This is a genomic window from Nostoc sp. (assembly GCF_041747015.1).
Classification (GTDB): Bacteria; Cyanobacteriota; Cyanobacteriia; order Cyanobacteriales; family Nostocaceae; genus Nostoc.
The window spans coordinates 1-17,880 of the sequence record NZ_JBGTFY010000389.1; the positions used below are offsets into that span (position 1 = coordinate 1).

A 17,880-nucleotide genomic window follows, 5' to 3' on the forward strand; every position below is an offset into this window, starting at 1 on the left:
TTCCCCACATGAATGTGCTGCAAAATGTCACCTACGCACCCATAAAGGTGAAAGGAATAAACAAGCAAAAAGCAGAAGAACATGGCTTAGAATTGCTTGAATCGGTAGGTTTAGAGGCAAAAGCGTCTGTCTATCCATCCAAACTATCTGGGGGGCAGAAACAGCGAGTAGCAATAGCTCGGGCATTAGCAATGGAACCAGAAATGATTTTGTTTGATGAACCCACTTCAGCCTTAGATCCCGAAATGGTTAAAGATGTGCTGGAAGTCATGAAAAGTTTAGCACTATCTGGAATGACAATGGCGATCGTAACTCATGAAATGGGCTTTGCTAAAGTTGTTGCCAATCGGATTATGTTCCTTGATGAAGGAAGTTTAGCAGAAGATAGTACTCCTAGCGAATTTTTTCATAATCCTAAGTGCGATCGCGCCAAGCAGTTCTTAGAGAAAATGCTTTAACAATAACTTGATAAAGCATTTTCTGTTTTGGCTACGCCTACGCAATTGCTATGTTTGCAGTGCATACTCCAGAATCAATAAATTTTGTAACTAAGTATAAACTTATAACGTTGTTTCCGTAACTCCTATTTTTGTTTTTGTATACATGAAATAACAGCGGCTTTAACAAAAGTCAATTGTAGTTAATACTTAAATTTTATCAAAGATTTGAGTCTAATTATTGCTGCCATATAGATTGTTAGTCTCGCTTCATTTGCATTTAAAAGATGAAAACCAATGGTAACGACAAGAAACTTGCTTTCATTCACAGGTAGCTTATCTATAGTCTTGATATCACCATTGATGGCTCATGGACAGGTAACAGAAAAAATCAGCGGTGAACCTTATAATCCCTATCAAGTAACTGTAGACCAAGCAAATCAAGTCAACTCTGTATTCATTCCCAGAGAAGGTAATGCCACTAGATTTAAACGTAGCAGTATTCCCAAGGAAAACATTTACCAGGTGAGGTTTCCCAGAGACAAGGAACCCGAAAAAATTCCAGATGTTCCCACATCGAAGATTAGCCCTGTCTTAAATAAATGGTTCCAAACAAAAAAACTTAGTGACGAGGTTTTTGTCATTATTACCTTTCAAGAAGACCAGCAAATTCCCTTGTTGCCAGAACTGAGAGAAGGGGAAAAGCGGGATGAGGTGAGCAAAGAACGCCAACAAGCAATTGAAAAAATCCAAGCCACACGCACTGAATCTCAGTTGCGCCGGATTAAACAAAACAAACTATTCAGTAGCTTTAAGATCACACAACACTTCTGGCTCGTCAATGCTGTAGTAGGTAAAATTCCCTTAGGCGCTATTCGTGAATTAGCTCAATCCTCGGATATAGTTTACATTCAACCAGTCCAAGGGGGAGAAAAACCACCTGATGCAATTCCCAACAATGATGTTGATGATGCTCGCGGTTTAATAGTCTCCGATCCCTATTTTAATTTGGGGCTAACACAACCGTGGATTGGTCTTCTGGATACTGGAATTCGCCCAACCCACATTCTGTTTAACTCTCCCAGTAATATTGCCTGGGTACGAGATGCCGTTAATGGCGGTGCCAATTGCAATAACACCTCCAATCCAGGCTACAACCCCTTTGATACCTTCTGGAATCATGGAACTAGTACAGCGGCAATTCTCAGTGGTAACAATCGACTGGGTAATGCCTATCGGGGTGTAACTGGAGTATTAGTAGATAGCTGGCAGATTTATACTAATGCTGGTCTTAACTCGGCTGCCGCTATTAGAGCTATTCAATGCGGAGTTGCTGCCTACGATAAGGTACTTGTGGGAGAAATACAAGCTAGTGAATCTGAAACTGGTGCGATCGCCACTGCTGCTGATAATGCTTATGATGCTGGTATAATTTTCGTTTCCGCCAATGGCAATTTTGGCCCTGCCGATAATACAGTCCGTTCTCCCGGCATTGCTCACAAAGTTTTGGGAGTCGGTGCTTTCGCTACTACTGATCAAACACAATATAATGGTCAAGGTCGTGGACCAGCTACTGATGGCCGCTTCAAACCAGATATCCAAGCTCCTAACAATAGTGAAACTGCCAGTAATGTATCTGACACAGCACTTCAGGTCTTTAGTGGCACCAGTGGAGCAACACCGTATGCCTCTGCTGTAGCCATGCTAGCCCGCAATTGGCTACGACAATTTGGCACCTTCGATAACGGTCAAACCTATGCCTTCATGATTCTTTATGGACAAAAATCCTACCCCTATAACAATACTGAAGGTGCAGGCAAATTAAAGATGGCAACTAATGGCTGGGCTAACTGGGGGAAGATAGTAGTTACTAATGGTGCTACTATTGACATCCCTATTGGTATTGGGGCTACTAAGAAAAACTTAGATGCTTCCCTGTGGTGGCCTGAGTCTGCATCTCAAGCTCACAACGACGTCGATGTTCACCTGATTGATCCCACAGGTGTTGAGCGAGCCAGAGGTTTCTCGGCATTAAGTGTATTTGAGCGAGCTAGAGTATCGGGTGCTTTAGCATCTGGTACTTGGAAGATTCGGATTCGAGGTTACAATGTTCCCACAGGTGGTCAGGTTGTTTACTGGGCTTCCCATTACCAGAATTAAATGATCTATAGGAAGATGAGTAATCAAAAACTGATTATGATGTTGATGGTTGGCATCTTCCTGATTGCTGGTTCTCTAGGATTTGCATTAGATTTTAAGTCTTCAGACCGTTTAGTAAGTGTCAATGAAATATTGAGTCAGCCTACGTCTTTGGAAACTAATACTTGTGTGGAAAAAAATACGCCGAGTTTCAAGATTTTTGCAGACAAACTGTTTTATCAGGAAAGCCCCGATACCGAAATAACTCTGATAGGTGTTTTGCAAACATCTCCAGTGAGACTCGGCCCTAACACACGAGATATGCCTTTCTATCTGGAAACTAGTCAAGAAAGCTTGAGTGTTTACGTCACCAACACTGAACAAGAGATTTTATCTTCATACATCAATCGACAGGTAAAGGTAATTGGTAAACGAATTGACCAAAGAAATTCCGGTTATGGTTTCGAGATTTGGATTGGTTGGATTATTTTGTGTGAAGAGTAGGATAATGGCGATAAATTATTTGATTGCTATTACCAGACTGACACTAATTGCGGTAAGCGAAGCCATCCCGCAGGCTTATCGCTTGCGTTCATCTTCTTGACTGGCACTAGCTTTGATCACAAATCTGTTAAAATCCTTTTAGAGGCAAAAATTCGTTTGGGGTGGCGGGGTGGAGAAAGTATGGATTAGTCATCGCCTCTGTGTTGGGATCAAAAATAGCAGGTGAAGGTAAATTTACATCAGCCATTTTTGAATTTAATACTTCAACTGTAATTATCTTGACATAGGTGTAAACGACCAGTTAATTAAGTGTCTTTTGTAGCCAGAATAATCATCCTAGTATCCAGAAATTCTAAATCTTGAGGATACATCCAGATTGAAGGTTTTTTTAGTTCCTGATCAAAGATGATTTTATAAGGATATTTTTCACTAATTAATTCATCAAAAAACTGCTTAACAGTAGGATAATACAAACTTGATTTTCCATTTGTAAATCTACCAAAAGCCATAGAATTTATCAAAATATAATCAGGTTCTCTGGATATTAACTCTTTAAGAGAGTACCATTCTTTATTTGACTCTTTCTCCGAAGTTTTTAGTTTATCAAGAAGCCATTTATTATCTTTAAACTGTTGCTTGAATACTGCATATCTTCCTCCAATAAACGGTATTTTTACAACCGTAAACTTCATCTCAGGTAACTTATTCATATCTGGAGTGTACGCCGTCTGTTCTATTGAGCTACCTTTTGGTATATTTTCTTTAATCCACTCCCTAGCTATCATTCTTGGTTCTTCTGCAAAACTTTTGCCTACATTTACACTACAAATTACGTTGTAGCTGATTAAAGCCATTAGCTGACACACCATACTAAAACTGATATATTTAGAATATCAAATCAGATGTTCCTAGATTACATCTTTTACTTCCTTTTTTACTTAAGTTAATACCAATGTACTATGGCGATCGCCTAGCGTCTTGAAGAAAGAGACTTAAGTTCAATCGCTGAGATTTTATTTCAGTTTCCATATAAGCTTTTACATTATCGACAATGCAAAACTACAATTATAATTAGCCACTGTTCCAGAGTTATCCTGCGTGCGGATTTTATTGTCCTATTAGATAAATGCAAGGTGTTCTAGAGTAAATGCAAGCTACATCTGGAGAACACTTAGATTTTTTAACTCTATAAGCATGTAGAGTTACTTGTACCAATTCTATGCGAGACTGTATATTAACGGATTCAAGCTGGAAGCCTGGGACTACAGAAACAAAGCCTGTGAAGGCAAGGTTGTTATATTCAGCTTTATATAAAGACGATATTACTAGAGTGAATTTTAAGAAACTATGCTTACCCAAGATAAAAAACAACTCAACTGGAAACCCATTATCAAAGCATTCGAGGCTGTCCTTGGCAAAAATGGCGTCGTGCAACGCCGCGAAGAATTGATTACTTATGAATGCGATGGTTTAACTGCCTATCGCCAACGTCCGGCTGTGGTAGTATTACCCAGAACTACGGAACAAGTTGCAGGGGTTGTGAAGATATGTAACCAATACTCTATACCCTTCATAGCGCGTGGCTCTGGCACAGGTTTATCTGGCGGCGCTTTGCCAGTAGAAAACTCTGTTGTAATTGTCACCTCCTTAATGCGGCAAATTCTGAGCATTGATTTGGAAAATCAACAGACAATTGTTCAACCAGGGGTGATTAATAGTTGGGTAACACAAGCCGTTAGTGGTGCTGGTTTTTACTATGCTCCTGACCCCTCTAGCCAAATTATCTGCTCTATTGGGGGCAATATTGCCGAAAACTCTGGTGGCGTACATTGTCTGAAGTATGGCGTTACCACTAACCACGTTTTAGGATTAAAAATTGTTACACCTTCAGGAGAAATTATCGATTTAGGTGGACAAATCCCAGAAATGCCTGGTTATGATTTAACAGGTGTGTTTGTTGGTTCTGAAGGCACCTTAGGAATCGCCACAGAAATTACTTTGCGAATTCTCAAAAGTGCAGAATCAATTTGTGTGCTGTTGGCAGATTTTACCAGTGTTGAAGCTGCCGGGGCAACTGTTTCTGATATTATCAGCGCCGGCATTATTCCTGGTGGTATGGAAATGATGGATAACTTCAGCATCAATGCAGTTGAAGATGTTGTAGCAACTAATTGTTATCCCCGCGATGCTACTGCTATTTTACTAATAGAAATTGACGGTTTAGAAGTGGAAGTTGCAGGGAATAAGCAGCGGATTACCGAAATTTGCAAAAAGAATGGTGCGCGTAATGTCACTTCTGCAACTGACCCAGAAACCCGATTGAAATTATGGAAAGGACGCAAAGCAGCTTTTGCGGCTGCTGGACATCTAAGCCCAGATTATTATGTACAAGATGGTGTAATTCCCCGGACTAGGTTGCCTTATGTTCTGCATGAAATTGAGGTATTAAGTAAACAATATGGTTATCGTGTTGCTAATGTATTTCACGCTGGCGATGGCAATCTTCATCCGCTGATTCTTTATGATAATTCTCTGCCTGGAGCATTAGAGCAAGTAGAAGAAATGGGTGGAAAAATTCTCAGACTTTGTGTCCAAGTTGGTGGTAGTATTTCTGGCGAACATGGCATTGGTGCAGAGAAAAAGTGCTATATGCCAGAGATGTTTAGCCAAGTTGATTTAGAAACTATGCAATGGGTGCGGCAAGTTTTTAACCCTAAAGGTTTAGCAAATCCTGAAAAGATATTCCCCACACCACGAACTTGTGGAGAAGCCGCAAATGCATCGGCTGTCAAACAATTTGAAGGTGTGGAAAGATTTTAAGAGGGAAGAATTCAGGACTCAGAAGTTAAGAGTTTTGGAGTTTGGAGTCATAATTTATCAGGTTTTGGTATCGTTAGACTATTCATGACCAAAATTGGCTCCGTATTATTTCAACTCTTCTGACTTCTAACTCCTGAATTCTTAATCATCATTTCTTCACATCATCCTGATGATTACAAATTTATTTTGTAGTTATAGGTATTCCGATCGCACTAGGTCAAGCTTATAAATGAATCGGGTTGTTCGCCGTTATTTTTCTTACTTACTGTGTTTGGGATTAGTATTCACTTTAACAGTTTTTTCACTCTCTTCACTGCCCGTTTATTCCCAAAAAACAAGCCCTTTAACTACAGAAATTCGCGGCGTTTGGCTCACTAATGTTGCTAGTGGTGTACTATTTGTACCCTGGGGTATCAACCGCGCTTTAAATCAATTATCGGCTCTTAACTTTAATACAATTTATCCTGTAGTTTGGAACCGAGGACATACTTTTTATAAGAGTGATGTAGCTAAAATGACTACAGGCTCAGATACTCAACCTTTGCTCAATTTCATGCACGCTGGACAGGATGTTTTGACAAAGATAGTAATACTTGCTAAAAATAACGATTTGAAAGTCATTCCTTGGTTTGAATATGGGTTTATGACGCCCCATTATTCACAATTAGCAAAGCGTTATCCTGATTGGTTAACAATTGGGCAAAAAGGTCTAAACTCTATCCAAGATGCTCCACCAGAAGAAATCGACAATGGCTTAGTGAGTAAGCAAGCTTGGTTGAATCCTTTACATCCACAGGTGCAAGAGTTTATCCAATCGTTAATTTTAGAAGTAGTCAAGGATTACGATATCGATGGTATTCAGCTTGATGACCACTTTGGGATGCCTGTACAGTTTGGTTACGATCGCTTCACTATTCAACTCTACCAGCAAGAACATCAAGGTAAAAGTCCCCCGACTAATCCATTTAATTCAGAATGGATGCGTTGGCGAGCAGATAAAATTACTGATTTTATGGCAGAAATCTATCAAGCTGTGAAGGCGGTTAAACCGAAAGTCAAAATATCTTTGTCTCCTAACTCTCAAGCTTTTGCCTACAAATACTATTTGCAAGACTGGGAAAGTTGGGTAAAAAAAGGTTTAGTTAGTGAGTTAATTTTACAAGTATATCGAAATAACAAAAACTCTTTTATCGCTCAACTAGAACAACCATCTGTGAAATTAGCTCAAAGTTTAATTCCTGTAAGTATTGGGATTTCAACGGGAACGGTGGGTAATCCTGTAAAAATCGCCCAAATTAAAGAACAGGTTCAAGCAGTGCGCGATCGCAATTTTGATGGCATCTCCTTTTTTTACTGGGAGAGTCTGTGGGGTTACATCGTACCTGAATCACCCCAACAGCGACGTAAAGCTTTTTTTGATATGTTTAATGCTAAAACTGTCAGATTATTACAACCAAAGAAACTTTGATGCCATTCGTGCCTGAAAATACTAGATTTAGCTTTACATTGCTGTGGACTTTTGCTACATTTTGCGGTTTTTTATTCAGTTTACTGTTAATTGAAGTTGGCGAAAAGCCGGATATTGGAGTGGTCGAAGCAGCTATCGGTGGATTTGCAATTGCACTTCCTCAAGGTTGTCTTCTCAAAGAACCTATATTTTGGATTAGATGGATTTTATCAAGTATTTTGGGTTGGAGTATCATCACCGCTATCGGTATTGGGGCTGTGGGTTGGATTGTACCTAGTAATCAGATTCTTCCTCTGAGAATCCTGTCTGGGGCAATTTATGGTGCACTTGGCGGCTTGGGGATTGGATTGGCACAATGGTTAGCAATTCCCCAGCCTGTGGCGTGGCGATGGATATTTGTTTCTTCGGCAAGTTGGGCTGTTGCTGTCCCCGTGGGTTCGGCTGTGGGGCTCATTTTGCGCCGCTTGACACAGTTATTTTTAGGCGAAGTCATAGGATTAGCTATCACTTGGCTGCTGGTTGGTATCCTCACAGGAATGAATGCTCACAAATTGCGATGCTTGCGGTGATCACTGAGCCAAGTCGTTGGCGCAGCCTCTCGTAGAGAAGTGCGGGCTACGCCTACGTGAGTTTCCATATCCTTGTTGACGCTGATATGATAATTTATGTACACGAACGTTTGTAAAAAAATAATTTTTCTTCATATTAGTTCATGCCAACATATATAATACCTGACTTAACTTATACATCTATTTATAAAGGATGCAATTGAGTATTATTTTTACACTCACTCAATATGTTTATTAAGAATTGTAAACTTAATTGATGTAGCTTGATAATTACACTTATTATCCAATAATCTTAAAAAACTGTTAAGAATTAACTTTAGTAACTTTGCTTTAACCTGCAAAAGTATTTTTGTATTCAAAAAGCAGGATTTGTTAAGCTGGCTCCTATTAGCTTTCCTATATTTCTGATCAGAAGTAGAGAAAGATCCAAATTTCGATGAGTAACGGCTGACAACACTTTGTTATGGGCGCTAAGGTGCATCTACTACAAGCCTAACTACAAGAGAGCGCCTAGAGGAGTCAGTAATACCAGACAGGGACTCTCGCATGAATCCAAATCCAGCTGAATTAACTATAGAGTTGACACAACTATCACCTCCTCAGATTCTATTCGGTACAGAAGTAGACAATAAAAGTAGTAGCGAGCAGTTTCTACTAAGTATGTATGATTCTGTGCAAGCATCAATATTTGTAGTAGATGTTCTGGAGAATGGAGATTTTCAGTATGTCGCACTTAATCCGACTCATGAGCGGTGGATAGGTATTCGCTCAGATGATCTCCGGGGCAAAAAACCAGAGGATATTCTCTCTCCTATTGATGCTGCTACGGTGCGTCAGCATTATGCTGACTGCGTGCTATTTGGCAAAACTATTTCTTACGAACAATGTTTGCAATTCCAGGAGGTTCTTACTTGGTGGAGTACGACTCTCACCCCATTACGGGATACTAACTCCAGGATTTATCGATTGATTGGTACTAGTAGCAATATTACCCCTGTTAAGCAAGCAGAACAAACAGTTGGACTCCAAGCTGAACGGGAGCAACTACTAGAAGCGATCGCTGGGCGAATTCACCAGTTTGTAGAATTAGAGACAATTCTGCATCAGACTACAATTGAACTGCGGCAATTTTTGAAAAGCGATCGCGTGCTGATTTATCGCTTTGAGCCTGATGGCAGTGGGGTAATCATTGCCGAATCAACTCTAGCTGCTAGTGAGCCACTGTTGGGAAAAAACATTACCGATCCCTGCTTTAGTGGCAAACATCGAGAACACTACGGGCGGGGTTGCATTCAAGTTGTCGAAGATATTTATGCAGCCGGGTTGCATCCTTGCCATATAAATTTCCTCGCTTCTTTGCAAATAAGAGCTAATCTAGTCGTGCCGATTTTTAAAGAGCAAGATATGTGGGGACTGTTGATTGCCCAACATTGCCACCAAGCGCGTCAATGGCAGCAAACAGAAACTGACTTGCTCAAGCAGTTGGCAACTCAAATTGGCATTGCTGCTGGGCAGGCAGAACTTCGTCAGCAGACTGAATATCTCAAGGCAAAGATCGAGTTACAGAAACAAAAGCACATAAATCAGTTGCAGCAGATGCGACATTTTGAAGCATTGGTGCGACGCATCAGAGAACAAATCCGCGACAGTGTAAATGAAAGTCAGGAGTTGCAAACAGTTACCCAGGAATTAGCACGGTTACTGAACCTTGATCGTTGCCAAATTGAACTCTACAGCACTTGCCAAACTCTGGTTACTATTACCTACGAGTACACCACTAACTTACCTCAGTCTCAAGGATTGACCAGACAGATTGCAGACCGTCTCGAAGTTTATCAGCCGCTGTTGCAAAAACAACCTTTGCAATTTTTGGAAATTGTGCCTGGATGGCGACCCAACTTGCTGGTTATGTCCCAGATGGCTTGTCCAATTTTCGATCCTCAAGGGATTTTGGGAAATATTTGGCTAACAAGACCAACACAAGATGCCTTTGATGAATTTGAAATTGAACTAGTACAGCAGGTAGCAAATGAATGTGCGATCGCCATTCGTCAAGCCCAGCTTTATGAACAAACCCAGGCACAGGTTAAAGAACTAGAAAAACGCGATCAGCTAAAAAACGAATTTCTGAGAACCCTGTCCCAAGAACTGCGGACACCAATAACTAGCATCAGCCTCGCAGCCCAAACTCTCGAAAGTGTTCTCACACCAGAACAAATATTAGATATAGAAATACTTCCGCAACTCTTACAGATTTTACATAACGAGTGTGGGCGAGAAAACAAGTTAATTAACGATCTGCTCACACTCACGTCTCTGGAAGCCGAACCCGCTCCCCCAACTTTGATTGCTATTGACTTACAAACCTGGCTTCATCCCATTGTTGAATCTTTTCGAGACCTCACTCTCTTCCAGCGGCAACAGTTAAACCTGAGTGTTGATCAGGCACTCCCGCCTTTAGAGACAGATATCACAGATTTAGAGCGGATTATTACCGAACTGCTTAACCATGCCTGCAAATATACCCCGGCAGGCAAATCCATAATAGTCTGTGCTGATCTGACAGGGGACGCAGTAGAGCTTAATATTACTAATTCAGGAATAGAGCTTACCAGCAACGAACTGTCACGAATTTTTGAGCCTTTTTATCACCTTTCCAAACATGATCCTTGGAAACATAGCGGCACTGGATTGGAATTGGCATTAGTGCAGAAAATGGTCAGACATTTAGGCGGCTCAATTTGTGTAAATAGTGCAGCAGGTCAAACCACCTTCAGCATCAAATTTCCGCTTTAATTGATTTTTTGGTCTGCTGTACTAGCAAATATGCCAGAAGTTTGCTATATTTGTTAATTGTGCGGGTGACTAGCTCAACGGTAGAGCAGTAGACTCTTAATCTATTGGTTCTGAGTTCGAATCTCAGGTCACCCACTTTTTAGGTATTTTATGTACATTAACTAATTATTTGTCACTGTTAACAGATTAATGTCACTTTTCACTAATTAATATAAACCTCATTAAACAAGCGATTTAAACTTTTGGCAGAACCCCAGAGAAATTGACCCCGCTTTGATTCGCCAAAAAATAATTAAGGTGGGTTCCTCCTTGGTCGGAGGTGATTCAGTAGCCACCACTGCGGTAAACCCGCACCTCTATTACTGGGGGCGCACCTTATTCCTGTCCGCAAGGGACAGCAGCATCAAGGTGGGTAGCTACCAGGGTCAGAAAGCAAGACTGTTTAACAGCAGTCAAACTAACCCAAATTTACACAGCACAGAGGCTTGTAAAAAGCATGAACTGCGGCGCTGTTGAATATTCTTATTCTATTCTCAAGGTTCGGTGTCTTGTCAATCAGTTTATTTTGCGGGAATGGTAAGCTGCGATCGCTAATTCTTTCGCTTTCTCTTGTGGACTACCTCGAATCGGCTGTTTTGCCTCCTCTATGACAATTCCGATTTTAGCTGCTTGACTTTTAACGGTAGAAATCAATCTGCCATAACTCCACTGATGAACACTAACTCGATACTGTTTGGCATACTTTTTTTGAACTTCTATTAAGTCTGATTTTTGTTCAGCTTTGGCTTGAACCTCACTTTGAACTTGTTCTCGCATATCGCCCAACTTAGGGAGGACGATACTACCAGCTTTATAGGTTTGTGCGATCGCTAGAATTTCTTTAGCTATCAATCTGTCTACATACTGCCCTAACTCTGATTCTCCCAATTGATTTGGTGCAGCAAGCGTTTGAGCTATTTGGCGTTGATGAGATAACGAGTGCTTTTGTTGTCGCTGTCTATTAAGCAGTCTGTAATTATCACCAAGTATTTGTTTAATACTCCGGTGGATAAGCACTTTACCTGTAGAGCCATCAACGACTGCTACTGTTGTAGGCTTTTCTAGACCAAAGCTAACACCAACAAGAATATGAGATTGACCTTTATATAAAGGCTTGTTAGGACGAGGAAAAGGGTTATTAATTCTGGCTAATGTGGAGTTTTTCCTTTTTATATAAGCTAGCTGTTTGTCATTGAGGTCGTCCTTGGCTTTAATTTTGGTGAGAATTTTAGCAACTTCTTCTGCTTTTTCTTCTCTAACTAGGTTTGTTCCTTCATCTGTCCACAGACGAGTATCTACAGAACAGTAGAGAATTTAAATGGTTAACATTCCAAGGATCGCCTTTGCCTTCCTCTTCCTGCCAAGCAATAAGTCCACTTCGGAGAGTGAATAGGCTACTGGAGTGCTGTTTTTTACTGATTCGTTTGATTTGCTGGTCTTCATAAAAACGTTGAAACCAATGGAGTTGACGAGAGTCACAATATATTTGGAAAGTATGTTCACTAAAACCATTGAATTTTACACAGATACGCCCATCTTTGTTTTTAAACCAAGTCATATCTTCATTGGTCTCAAAAGCAACTGGAAAAGGTACTCTACTAGGTTTTTTTAATAAATTGTCTTGCCATGATTTCGCCTCATCTTCATTGCTAGGAACTTTTTGAGTGGCAATAATTAGAGTTTCTAGCCATTTCGTATCGGTTAAATCTCTTCCTTTAGGAATTCGAGCAGCTAGCTGTTCCGTGAGACGTTCAATTTGAATTTCTACTTTGCGCCGACGCTGGGCAAACTTTTTTAGGTCTTCTTCTTTCTCACTCACTTTGCATCTATTTTTAAGCAAATAGCTGATAGCACAACGAGTTAGGTTATCTTCTGTGTTGCTGTAAGCCTCAAATAGGCTCTTGGAGACAGTGCGATCGCTATCTGAATCTTTTGATTTTTTAGTTTTTTGACGTTTTTTGCCTTTGGCTGGTTGTGGTTCAACCATATCAGACTGAGGTGTAACTTGAGCCAGAATTTCAGTAGCTTTGAGACGAATGCTTTCTAAGTTAACACCACTGGCTTCTACTAATTCAGTATCACTTTTGAGCATTTCCAACCAGCGATTTTTACCGTCCAGTTGGTACTGCAACCTTTTCATCAGCGCTAACCAAGATTTGTAGATGTAGTTAACTCTAGCGATCGCACTTGTGTAAAACCGTCCTGGTTGACCAATAAAGCGAGAGTCGGTTTTGAGTACTGCACACAGTTGCTTGACTATCCCAGTAGGTATTTTTCCCTTTTGTCGCCAGGTTTCAAAGTCAGGATCTTGAGCTACTTGAAGCAGTAATTCATTAATCAGTGGAGTGTTTTTATCTGCCATGAGCTTCCATAGCTGTTGGCGAGTAACAACACTAGCGACAAGACGACACTGAATCGTGTTTTGACTCATCGATTTTAAATTATAAACATATATGTTCAATTGTAACATATATGTTTAATAAAATGCTGTGCATAAAATGATTTCATGCAGGAAACTTTTTTTACGAGTAAACAAGCTGCTGAAATCACAGGCTGCACTCTGCGCCAGCTCCAATACTGGCGAGAAAAGGGTGTAGTTATGCCTGTTATCGGTGAGACTGGAATAGGGCGTAGTATTTATTACTCAAAGCCGAATTTGATTGAACTGGCAGCAATGTTATATTTTTTGTCTATGGGGCTAAATTTTGATGTTGCTAATACTACGCTTAAAACATTGAAAGACAAGGAACCAGAATTATTTGAATCTGGGAAAGGTACGCGGTGGATGCTCCAACGAGACAATCACAAGCGATCGCTCGAACTTGTAGAGTTTGAATTAGAACAAGCGATCGCCCAAATAAAAGCAGGTCAACCTGTAATTCCAGTATGGTTAGATACCATACACGAGCGTATAGCCAGCAAATTGAAAGATTAGACTTCAGCAATTTGGAAGTGTGTTGGAGTGTCTCTTAACAAGAGATATACTGGCAAAGCATTAGTGTCGCAATCTCAGCATCTACTATGGGCAAACTCACGCTGCCGCAACTAGAACGCCATCTTTTTTCTGCTGCGGATATTCTGCGGGGAAAAATGGACGCTTCGGACTTCAAAGAATACATCTTCGGGATGCTTTTTTTAAAACGCGCCTCGGATGTATTTGAGCCACAGTATGAGCAGATTTTGCAGCAGAATTTGCAAAGGGGAAGGACACAAGAAGAAGCAAACATGAGGGCAGAAAACCCCACCACTTACAAAGAAACTTTTTTTGTACCAGAAAAAGCGCGGTGGGCATATATTCGTGATCAGCTACATAAAAACGTCGGACAAGGGCTAAATGATGCTTTGACGGCATTTGAGGAAAGTAACGAAGCCCTGACAGGTGTATTAAAACATATTGATTTTAATCGTCAAGCCGGTAAAAATCGGATTCCTGATGTCAAGTTGCGCGAACTGATTAAACACTTCAATAAATATCGTTTGCGAAATGAGGATTTTGTATTTCCTGATTTGCTGGGTGCGGCTTACGAGTACCTGATTAAAGAGTTTGCAGATTCAGCCGGGAAAAAAGGGGGGGAGTTTTATACGCCGCGTGAAGTAGTGCAGCTGATGGTGCGCCTGTTAAAACCTCAACCTGGGATGTCAGTTTATGATCCTTGTTGTGGTTCAGGGGGAATGTTAATTCAGTCCAAGCAATATGTAGAAGAATGCGGTCGTGATGCCAGAAATTTAGCACTATACGGTCAGGATAATAACGGCGGCGTATGGGCAATTTGCAAAATTAATATGCTGCTGCACGGCATTCGAGATGCAGATATACATAATGATGATACTCTGTTTAATCCCTTGCATATTGCTGACGGTGAACTAATAAGCTTTGACAGAGTAATCAGTAATCCGCCTTTTTCTCAAAACTATAGCCGCGAGGGAATGCAATTTCCTGGACGCTTTACGCATGGTTATTGTCCTGAGACGGGTAAAAAAGCAGATTTGATGTTTGCCCAGCACATGTTAGCTGTTCTCAAAACTGATGGGATGATGGCGACGGTAATGCCGCATGGGGTTCTGTTTCGCGGCGGAGAAGAAAAGAAAATTCGGGAGAGTTTTATTAAAAATGATCAATTAGAGGCGGTGATTGGCTTACCACCCAATTTGTTTTATGGCACTGGTATCCCCGCCTGTATTTTGGTGATGTGTCCACAAGGGGCAAAACCTGTTGAACGCCAGGGAAAAGTTTTGTTTATTAATGCTGATGCTGAATATTATGCAGGTCGCGCTCAAAATTATTTGCGCCCTGAACATATCGAAAAGATTTCCTGGGTGTTTGAAAATTTTGTGTCTTTACCGGGATATTCGGCAGTAGTAACTAAAGAAAAATTGGCAGAAGAAGGTTACAACTGTAATATCCGCCGCTATGCTGATAATGCACCACCACCAGAACCACAAGATGTAAAAGCGCATTTATTTGGGGGAATTCCCAAGGCTGAGGTAGAAGCGAAGCGCGAATTATTGGCAGCACATGGGTTTGATCCCAATAGGATTGTAGCGGAGAGGAATTAGTGGATTATTTGGATTTTATTTCTGCAATTAGCGAAAGAGGGCAGATCAAAAGTTTTATAGAATCTGATGCTGGTGTGCAGCAGCAAGAAGGCAAACTTTATAGTGTGTTTGCTGCTTGGTGGCAAGTACACTCGACCAGTTTGGGTGACTTGCCGAAAACCAAAAAGGTGATGGAACTCCGTGCTGAGTTTTTTAGTTCTTTTGTGGATAGTTTGCAACCTGTGGGATTACTTGACCGCTTTAAAGTGGCGGGTGTGGTTGCTAGTTGGTGGAATGAACAGAGGTATGAACTAAGAAGTTTATCAGAGTCAGGTTTTGGTGGTTTAGTTGATAGTTGGGTAGATACGATTAAAGATGCTTTAGAGCAAGATGATGATGAGAAGAAAAAGCAGGGAAAATTTGACCCTCTAAATCATAAATTGGTCGGGCGGTTGATGCCGGATTATTTACAAGACATTGCTGAGGCTGAGGCGAAAATTGCAGAATTAGAACAGCAAAAGTTAGCTTTTGAGCAGGGAGAGGAAGCTGAGGCGGATGCTGAAGAAGGTGAAGAATCAGAAGCGGTTAATATTGTCAAGGATTTAGAGAAAGACCTTAAGTATATAAAAAATTCGATTAAAGAGCCGAAGAAAGAACTCAAGATTTTAAAGAAGACACCTTTATTAAATAAAGATAAAATTGCTGAACTTGAGGTTTTTATTGAAGAGAATGAAGCGGAAATTGCTGAAATAGAAGCCCAACTGGAACCCTATAAGGAAATTGGTAAGCAGTTGAGGGAAGAAAAAGCAGAATTAAAGACATTAAAGAATGAGTTGGTGAAGCGTTTGGAAGCTGCGCGGGCTGCATTGACTGATGAAGATTGTCAGGATTTGGTGTTAGCAATTTTTAAAGATGGGTTAATTGCTGAATTGGAGCGATATGTTACCGCACATCGTCAGCAGGTAATTGCGGCGGTAGAGAATTGGTGGGATAAATATCGGGTGACGTTGCAAGATATTGAGGTGGAACGGGATGCAGCAGTGAAGAAGTTGAATGAGTTTTTGCAGGGGTTGGGGTATGCGTGAGGTTTTGGTCAAGAATGAGGAGTTTAAGGATTCGCCTTTGGGTAAAATTCCAAAAGATTGGGATGTTGTAAATCTTGGAAGTGTTCTCACACTTTTGTATCGTTATCCAACATACTACGGAATCAAATATGTAGAAAAAGGTGTCCCTGAAATTCGAGGGGAATTGATTTTGGATGATGGAAGGCTAGAAGAACGATTTGAATTATATCGATATGTTTCTGAAAGTACAGCAAACAGATTCCATAAAGTAAAACTTGAACCTGGTGACTTTGTGATGTCTGTTAGAGGAACAATGGGAAAAGTTTCTGTTGTTCCAGATGCTTTAAAAGGAGCAGTAATAACTGCTAATTTAATACGTATTCAATTTAACCAGTTGTTGGTACTATCTCAATACGCAAGGCATTTCCTTTCATCAGATATTTTCCAAAATCAACTTGATTTAGAAACTTCAGCAACAACAATTAAGACTATCCAGGTTCCTGTACTTAGCTCAATTATACTGAGATTACCTCCAATTCCAGAACAGCAACGTATTGCTGAGATTTTGGATACGGTGGATGAAGCGATCGCCCGCACATCCTCCCTTATTATAAAACTTAAACAAACTAAAGCCGGACTATTACAAGACTTGCTCACACGCGGGTTAGATGAGAATGGCAAATTGAGAGATCCACAGGCGCATCCTGAACATTTCAAAGATTCTTTATTGGGAAAAATTCCAAAAGATTGGGAAGTTGGGACTTGTGAATCCGTTTGTAAAGAAATAGTTGTTGGAATTGTTATCAGACCATCACAGTATTATAAGCCCTCTGGAGTTCCTGTATTGCGTTCTGCAAATGTTCGTGAAGCAGGCTTAGACCCTTCAGACTTAGTATTTATGTCTGAACAATCAAACCGAATACTTGCTAAAAGTATGATCCGTACAGGAGACGTGCTTACCGTTCGTACTGGCTACCCAGGAACATCTTGTGTTGTTTCTCCTGACTTTGATGGTGCTAATTGCGTTGACATTATTATTTCTCGCCCAAGTGCAGAAATTGATTCAGCATTTCTTGCAACGTGGATTAATTCAGATTCTGGAAAAGGTCAAGTTCTTCGTGTACAAGGTGGGTTAGCTCAACAGCACTTTAATGTCGGAGAGCTTCAAAAGCTACTGATAGCCAAACCTTCAATTGAAAAGCAAAGGGCAATTCAAGCAATACTTGATACTCACGATACCCGCATTCGCGCAGAAGAAGCTTACCTTAACAAGCTCAAACTCCAAAAACAGGGGCTGATGCAAGATTTATTAACCGGAAAAGTGCGAGTTAGCACAATCAGATAATCCAACAGTAAAAAGCTTTTGCAGCTTCAATACCAATATGACCTAATGCCTATGCCATTGGTATGGATAACTTGCCCTTAGCTTGCTGTTATAGTATATTTGTACTATCAAGAGGAGATGATGAGGTTCAAGCAAGGTATGTGGTTAGAGGAAAATGTCTAAA

General features: G+C 40.6%; 12 protein-coding genes, 1 tRNA gene and 1 pseudogene. 12 read left to right on the forward strand and 2 right to left on the reverse strand.

All coding sequences use genetic code 11. The annotated features are described in order from the left end of the window. From ACEW80_RS30530 to ACEW80_RS30540, 3 genes are all read left to right on the forward strand, one after another. On the forward strand, positions 1-458 hold a 458-nt coding region (locus ACEW80_RS30530; RefSeq protein WP_373530202.1), incomplete at its 5' end, for an amino acid ABC transporter ATP-binding protein. A 276-nt stretch (positions 459-734) separates the two neighbouring features. Next, the gene (locus tag ACEW80_RS30535; protein ID WP_373530203.1) at positions 735-2,597 is read left to right on the forward strand and encodes a S8 family serine peptidase; all 1,863 of its coding nucleotides are present in this window, start codon (positions 735-737) and stop codon (positions 2,595-2,597) included. A 15-nt stretch (positions 2,598-2,612) separates the two neighbouring features. After that, the gene (locus tag ACEW80_RS30540) at positions 2,613-3,080 is read left to right on the forward strand and encodes a hypothetical protein (RefSeq protein ID WP_373530204.1); all 468 of its coding nucleotides are present in this window, start codon (positions 2,613-2,615) and stop codon (positions 3,078-3,080) included. A gap of 305 nt (positions 3,081-3,385) precedes the next feature. Here the strand turns inward: ACEW80_RS30540 and ACEW80_RS30545 are convergent, their stop codons facing one another. Continuing rightward, positions 3,386-3,934, reverse strand: a complete 549-nt coding sequence (locus ACEW80_RS30545; RefSeq protein WP_373530205.1) for a hypothetical protein — start codon at positions 3,932-3,934, stop codon at positions 3,386-3,388. Between the two features lie 493 nt (positions 3,935-4,427). Between ACEW80_RS30545 and glcD the strand changes: the two genes are divergently transcribed. From glcD to ACEW80_RS30570, 5 genes are all read left to right on the forward strand, one after another. Then, positions 4,428-5,900: a glycolate oxidase subunit GlcD gene (gene glcD / locus ACEW80_RS30550; protein WP_373530206.1), complete on the forward strand. Its 1,473-nt coding sequence runs from the start codon at positions 4,428-4,430 to the stop codon at positions 5,898-5,900. 229 nt (positions 5,901-6,129) lie between these two features. Next, complete coding sequence (locus ACEW80_RS30555) at positions 6,130-7,368, forward strand: glycoside hydrolase family 10 protein (protein ID WP_373530207.1); 1,239 nt, start codon at positions 6,130-6,132, stop codon at positions 7,366-7,368. Beyond that, positions 7,368-7,937, forward strand: a complete 570-nt coding sequence (locus tag ACEW80_RS30560) for a hypothetical protein (RefSeq protein ID WP_373530208.1) — start codon at positions 7,368-7,370, stop codon at positions 7,935-7,937. Before ACEW80_RS30555 ends, ACEW80_RS30560 begins: the two co-directional genes overlap by 1 nt. Positions 7,938-8,483: 546 nt before the next feature. Then, entirely contained in the window at positions 8,484-10,733 is a 2,250-nt protein-coding gene (locus ACEW80_RS30565; RefSeq protein ID WP_373530209.1) for a GAF domain-containing protein, read from the forward strand. A gap of 63 nt (positions 10,734-10,796) precedes the next feature. Next, a tRNA-Lys gene (locus ACEW80_RS30570) sits at positions 10,797-10,868 on the forward strand. 420 nt (positions 10,869-11,288) lie between these two features. Here the strand turns inward: ACEW80_RS30570 and cas12k are convergent. Next, positions 11,289-13,242: pseudogene (gene cas12k, locus ACEW80_RS30575) on the reverse strand (type V CRISPR-associated protein Cas12k). Between the two features lie 36 nt (positions 13,243-13,278). Here cas12k and ACEW80_RS30580 point away from each other — a divergent pair. The 4 genes from ACEW80_RS30580 to ACEW80_RS30595 all read left to right on the forward strand — a co-directional run bounded on the left by ACEW80_RS30580 (position 13,279) and on the right by ACEW80_RS30595 (position 17,717). After that, positions 13,279-13,707, forward strand: a complete 429-nt coding sequence (locus ACEW80_RS30580; RefSeq protein ID WP_334843858.1) for a MerR family transcriptional regulator — start codon at positions 13,279-13,281, stop codon at positions 13,705-13,707. 86 nt (positions 13,708-13,793) lie between these two features. Next, positions 13,794-15,329, forward strand: coding sequence for an N-6 DNA methylase (locus ACEW80_RS30585; RefSeq protein WP_373530210.1), 1,536 nt, complete (start codon positions 13,794-13,796; stop codon positions 15,327-15,329). Further along, on the forward strand, positions 15,329-16,393 hold the full coding sequence (locus ACEW80_RS30590; protein WP_373530211.1) for a hypothetical protein: 1,065 nt from the start codon (positions 15,329-15,331) through the stop codon (positions 16,391-16,393). The genes ACEW80_RS30585 and ACEW80_RS30590 overlap by 1 nt, the downstream gene beginning before the upstream one ends. Next, complete coding sequence (locus tag ACEW80_RS30595; RefSeq protein ID WP_373530212.1) at positions 16,362-17,717, forward strand: restriction endonuclease subunit S; 1,356 nt, start codon at positions 16,362-16,364, stop codon at positions 17,715-17,717. Before ACEW80_RS30590 ends, ACEW80_RS30595 begins: the two co-directional genes overlap by 32 nt. Positions 17,718-17,880 lie beyond the last annotated feature (163 nt).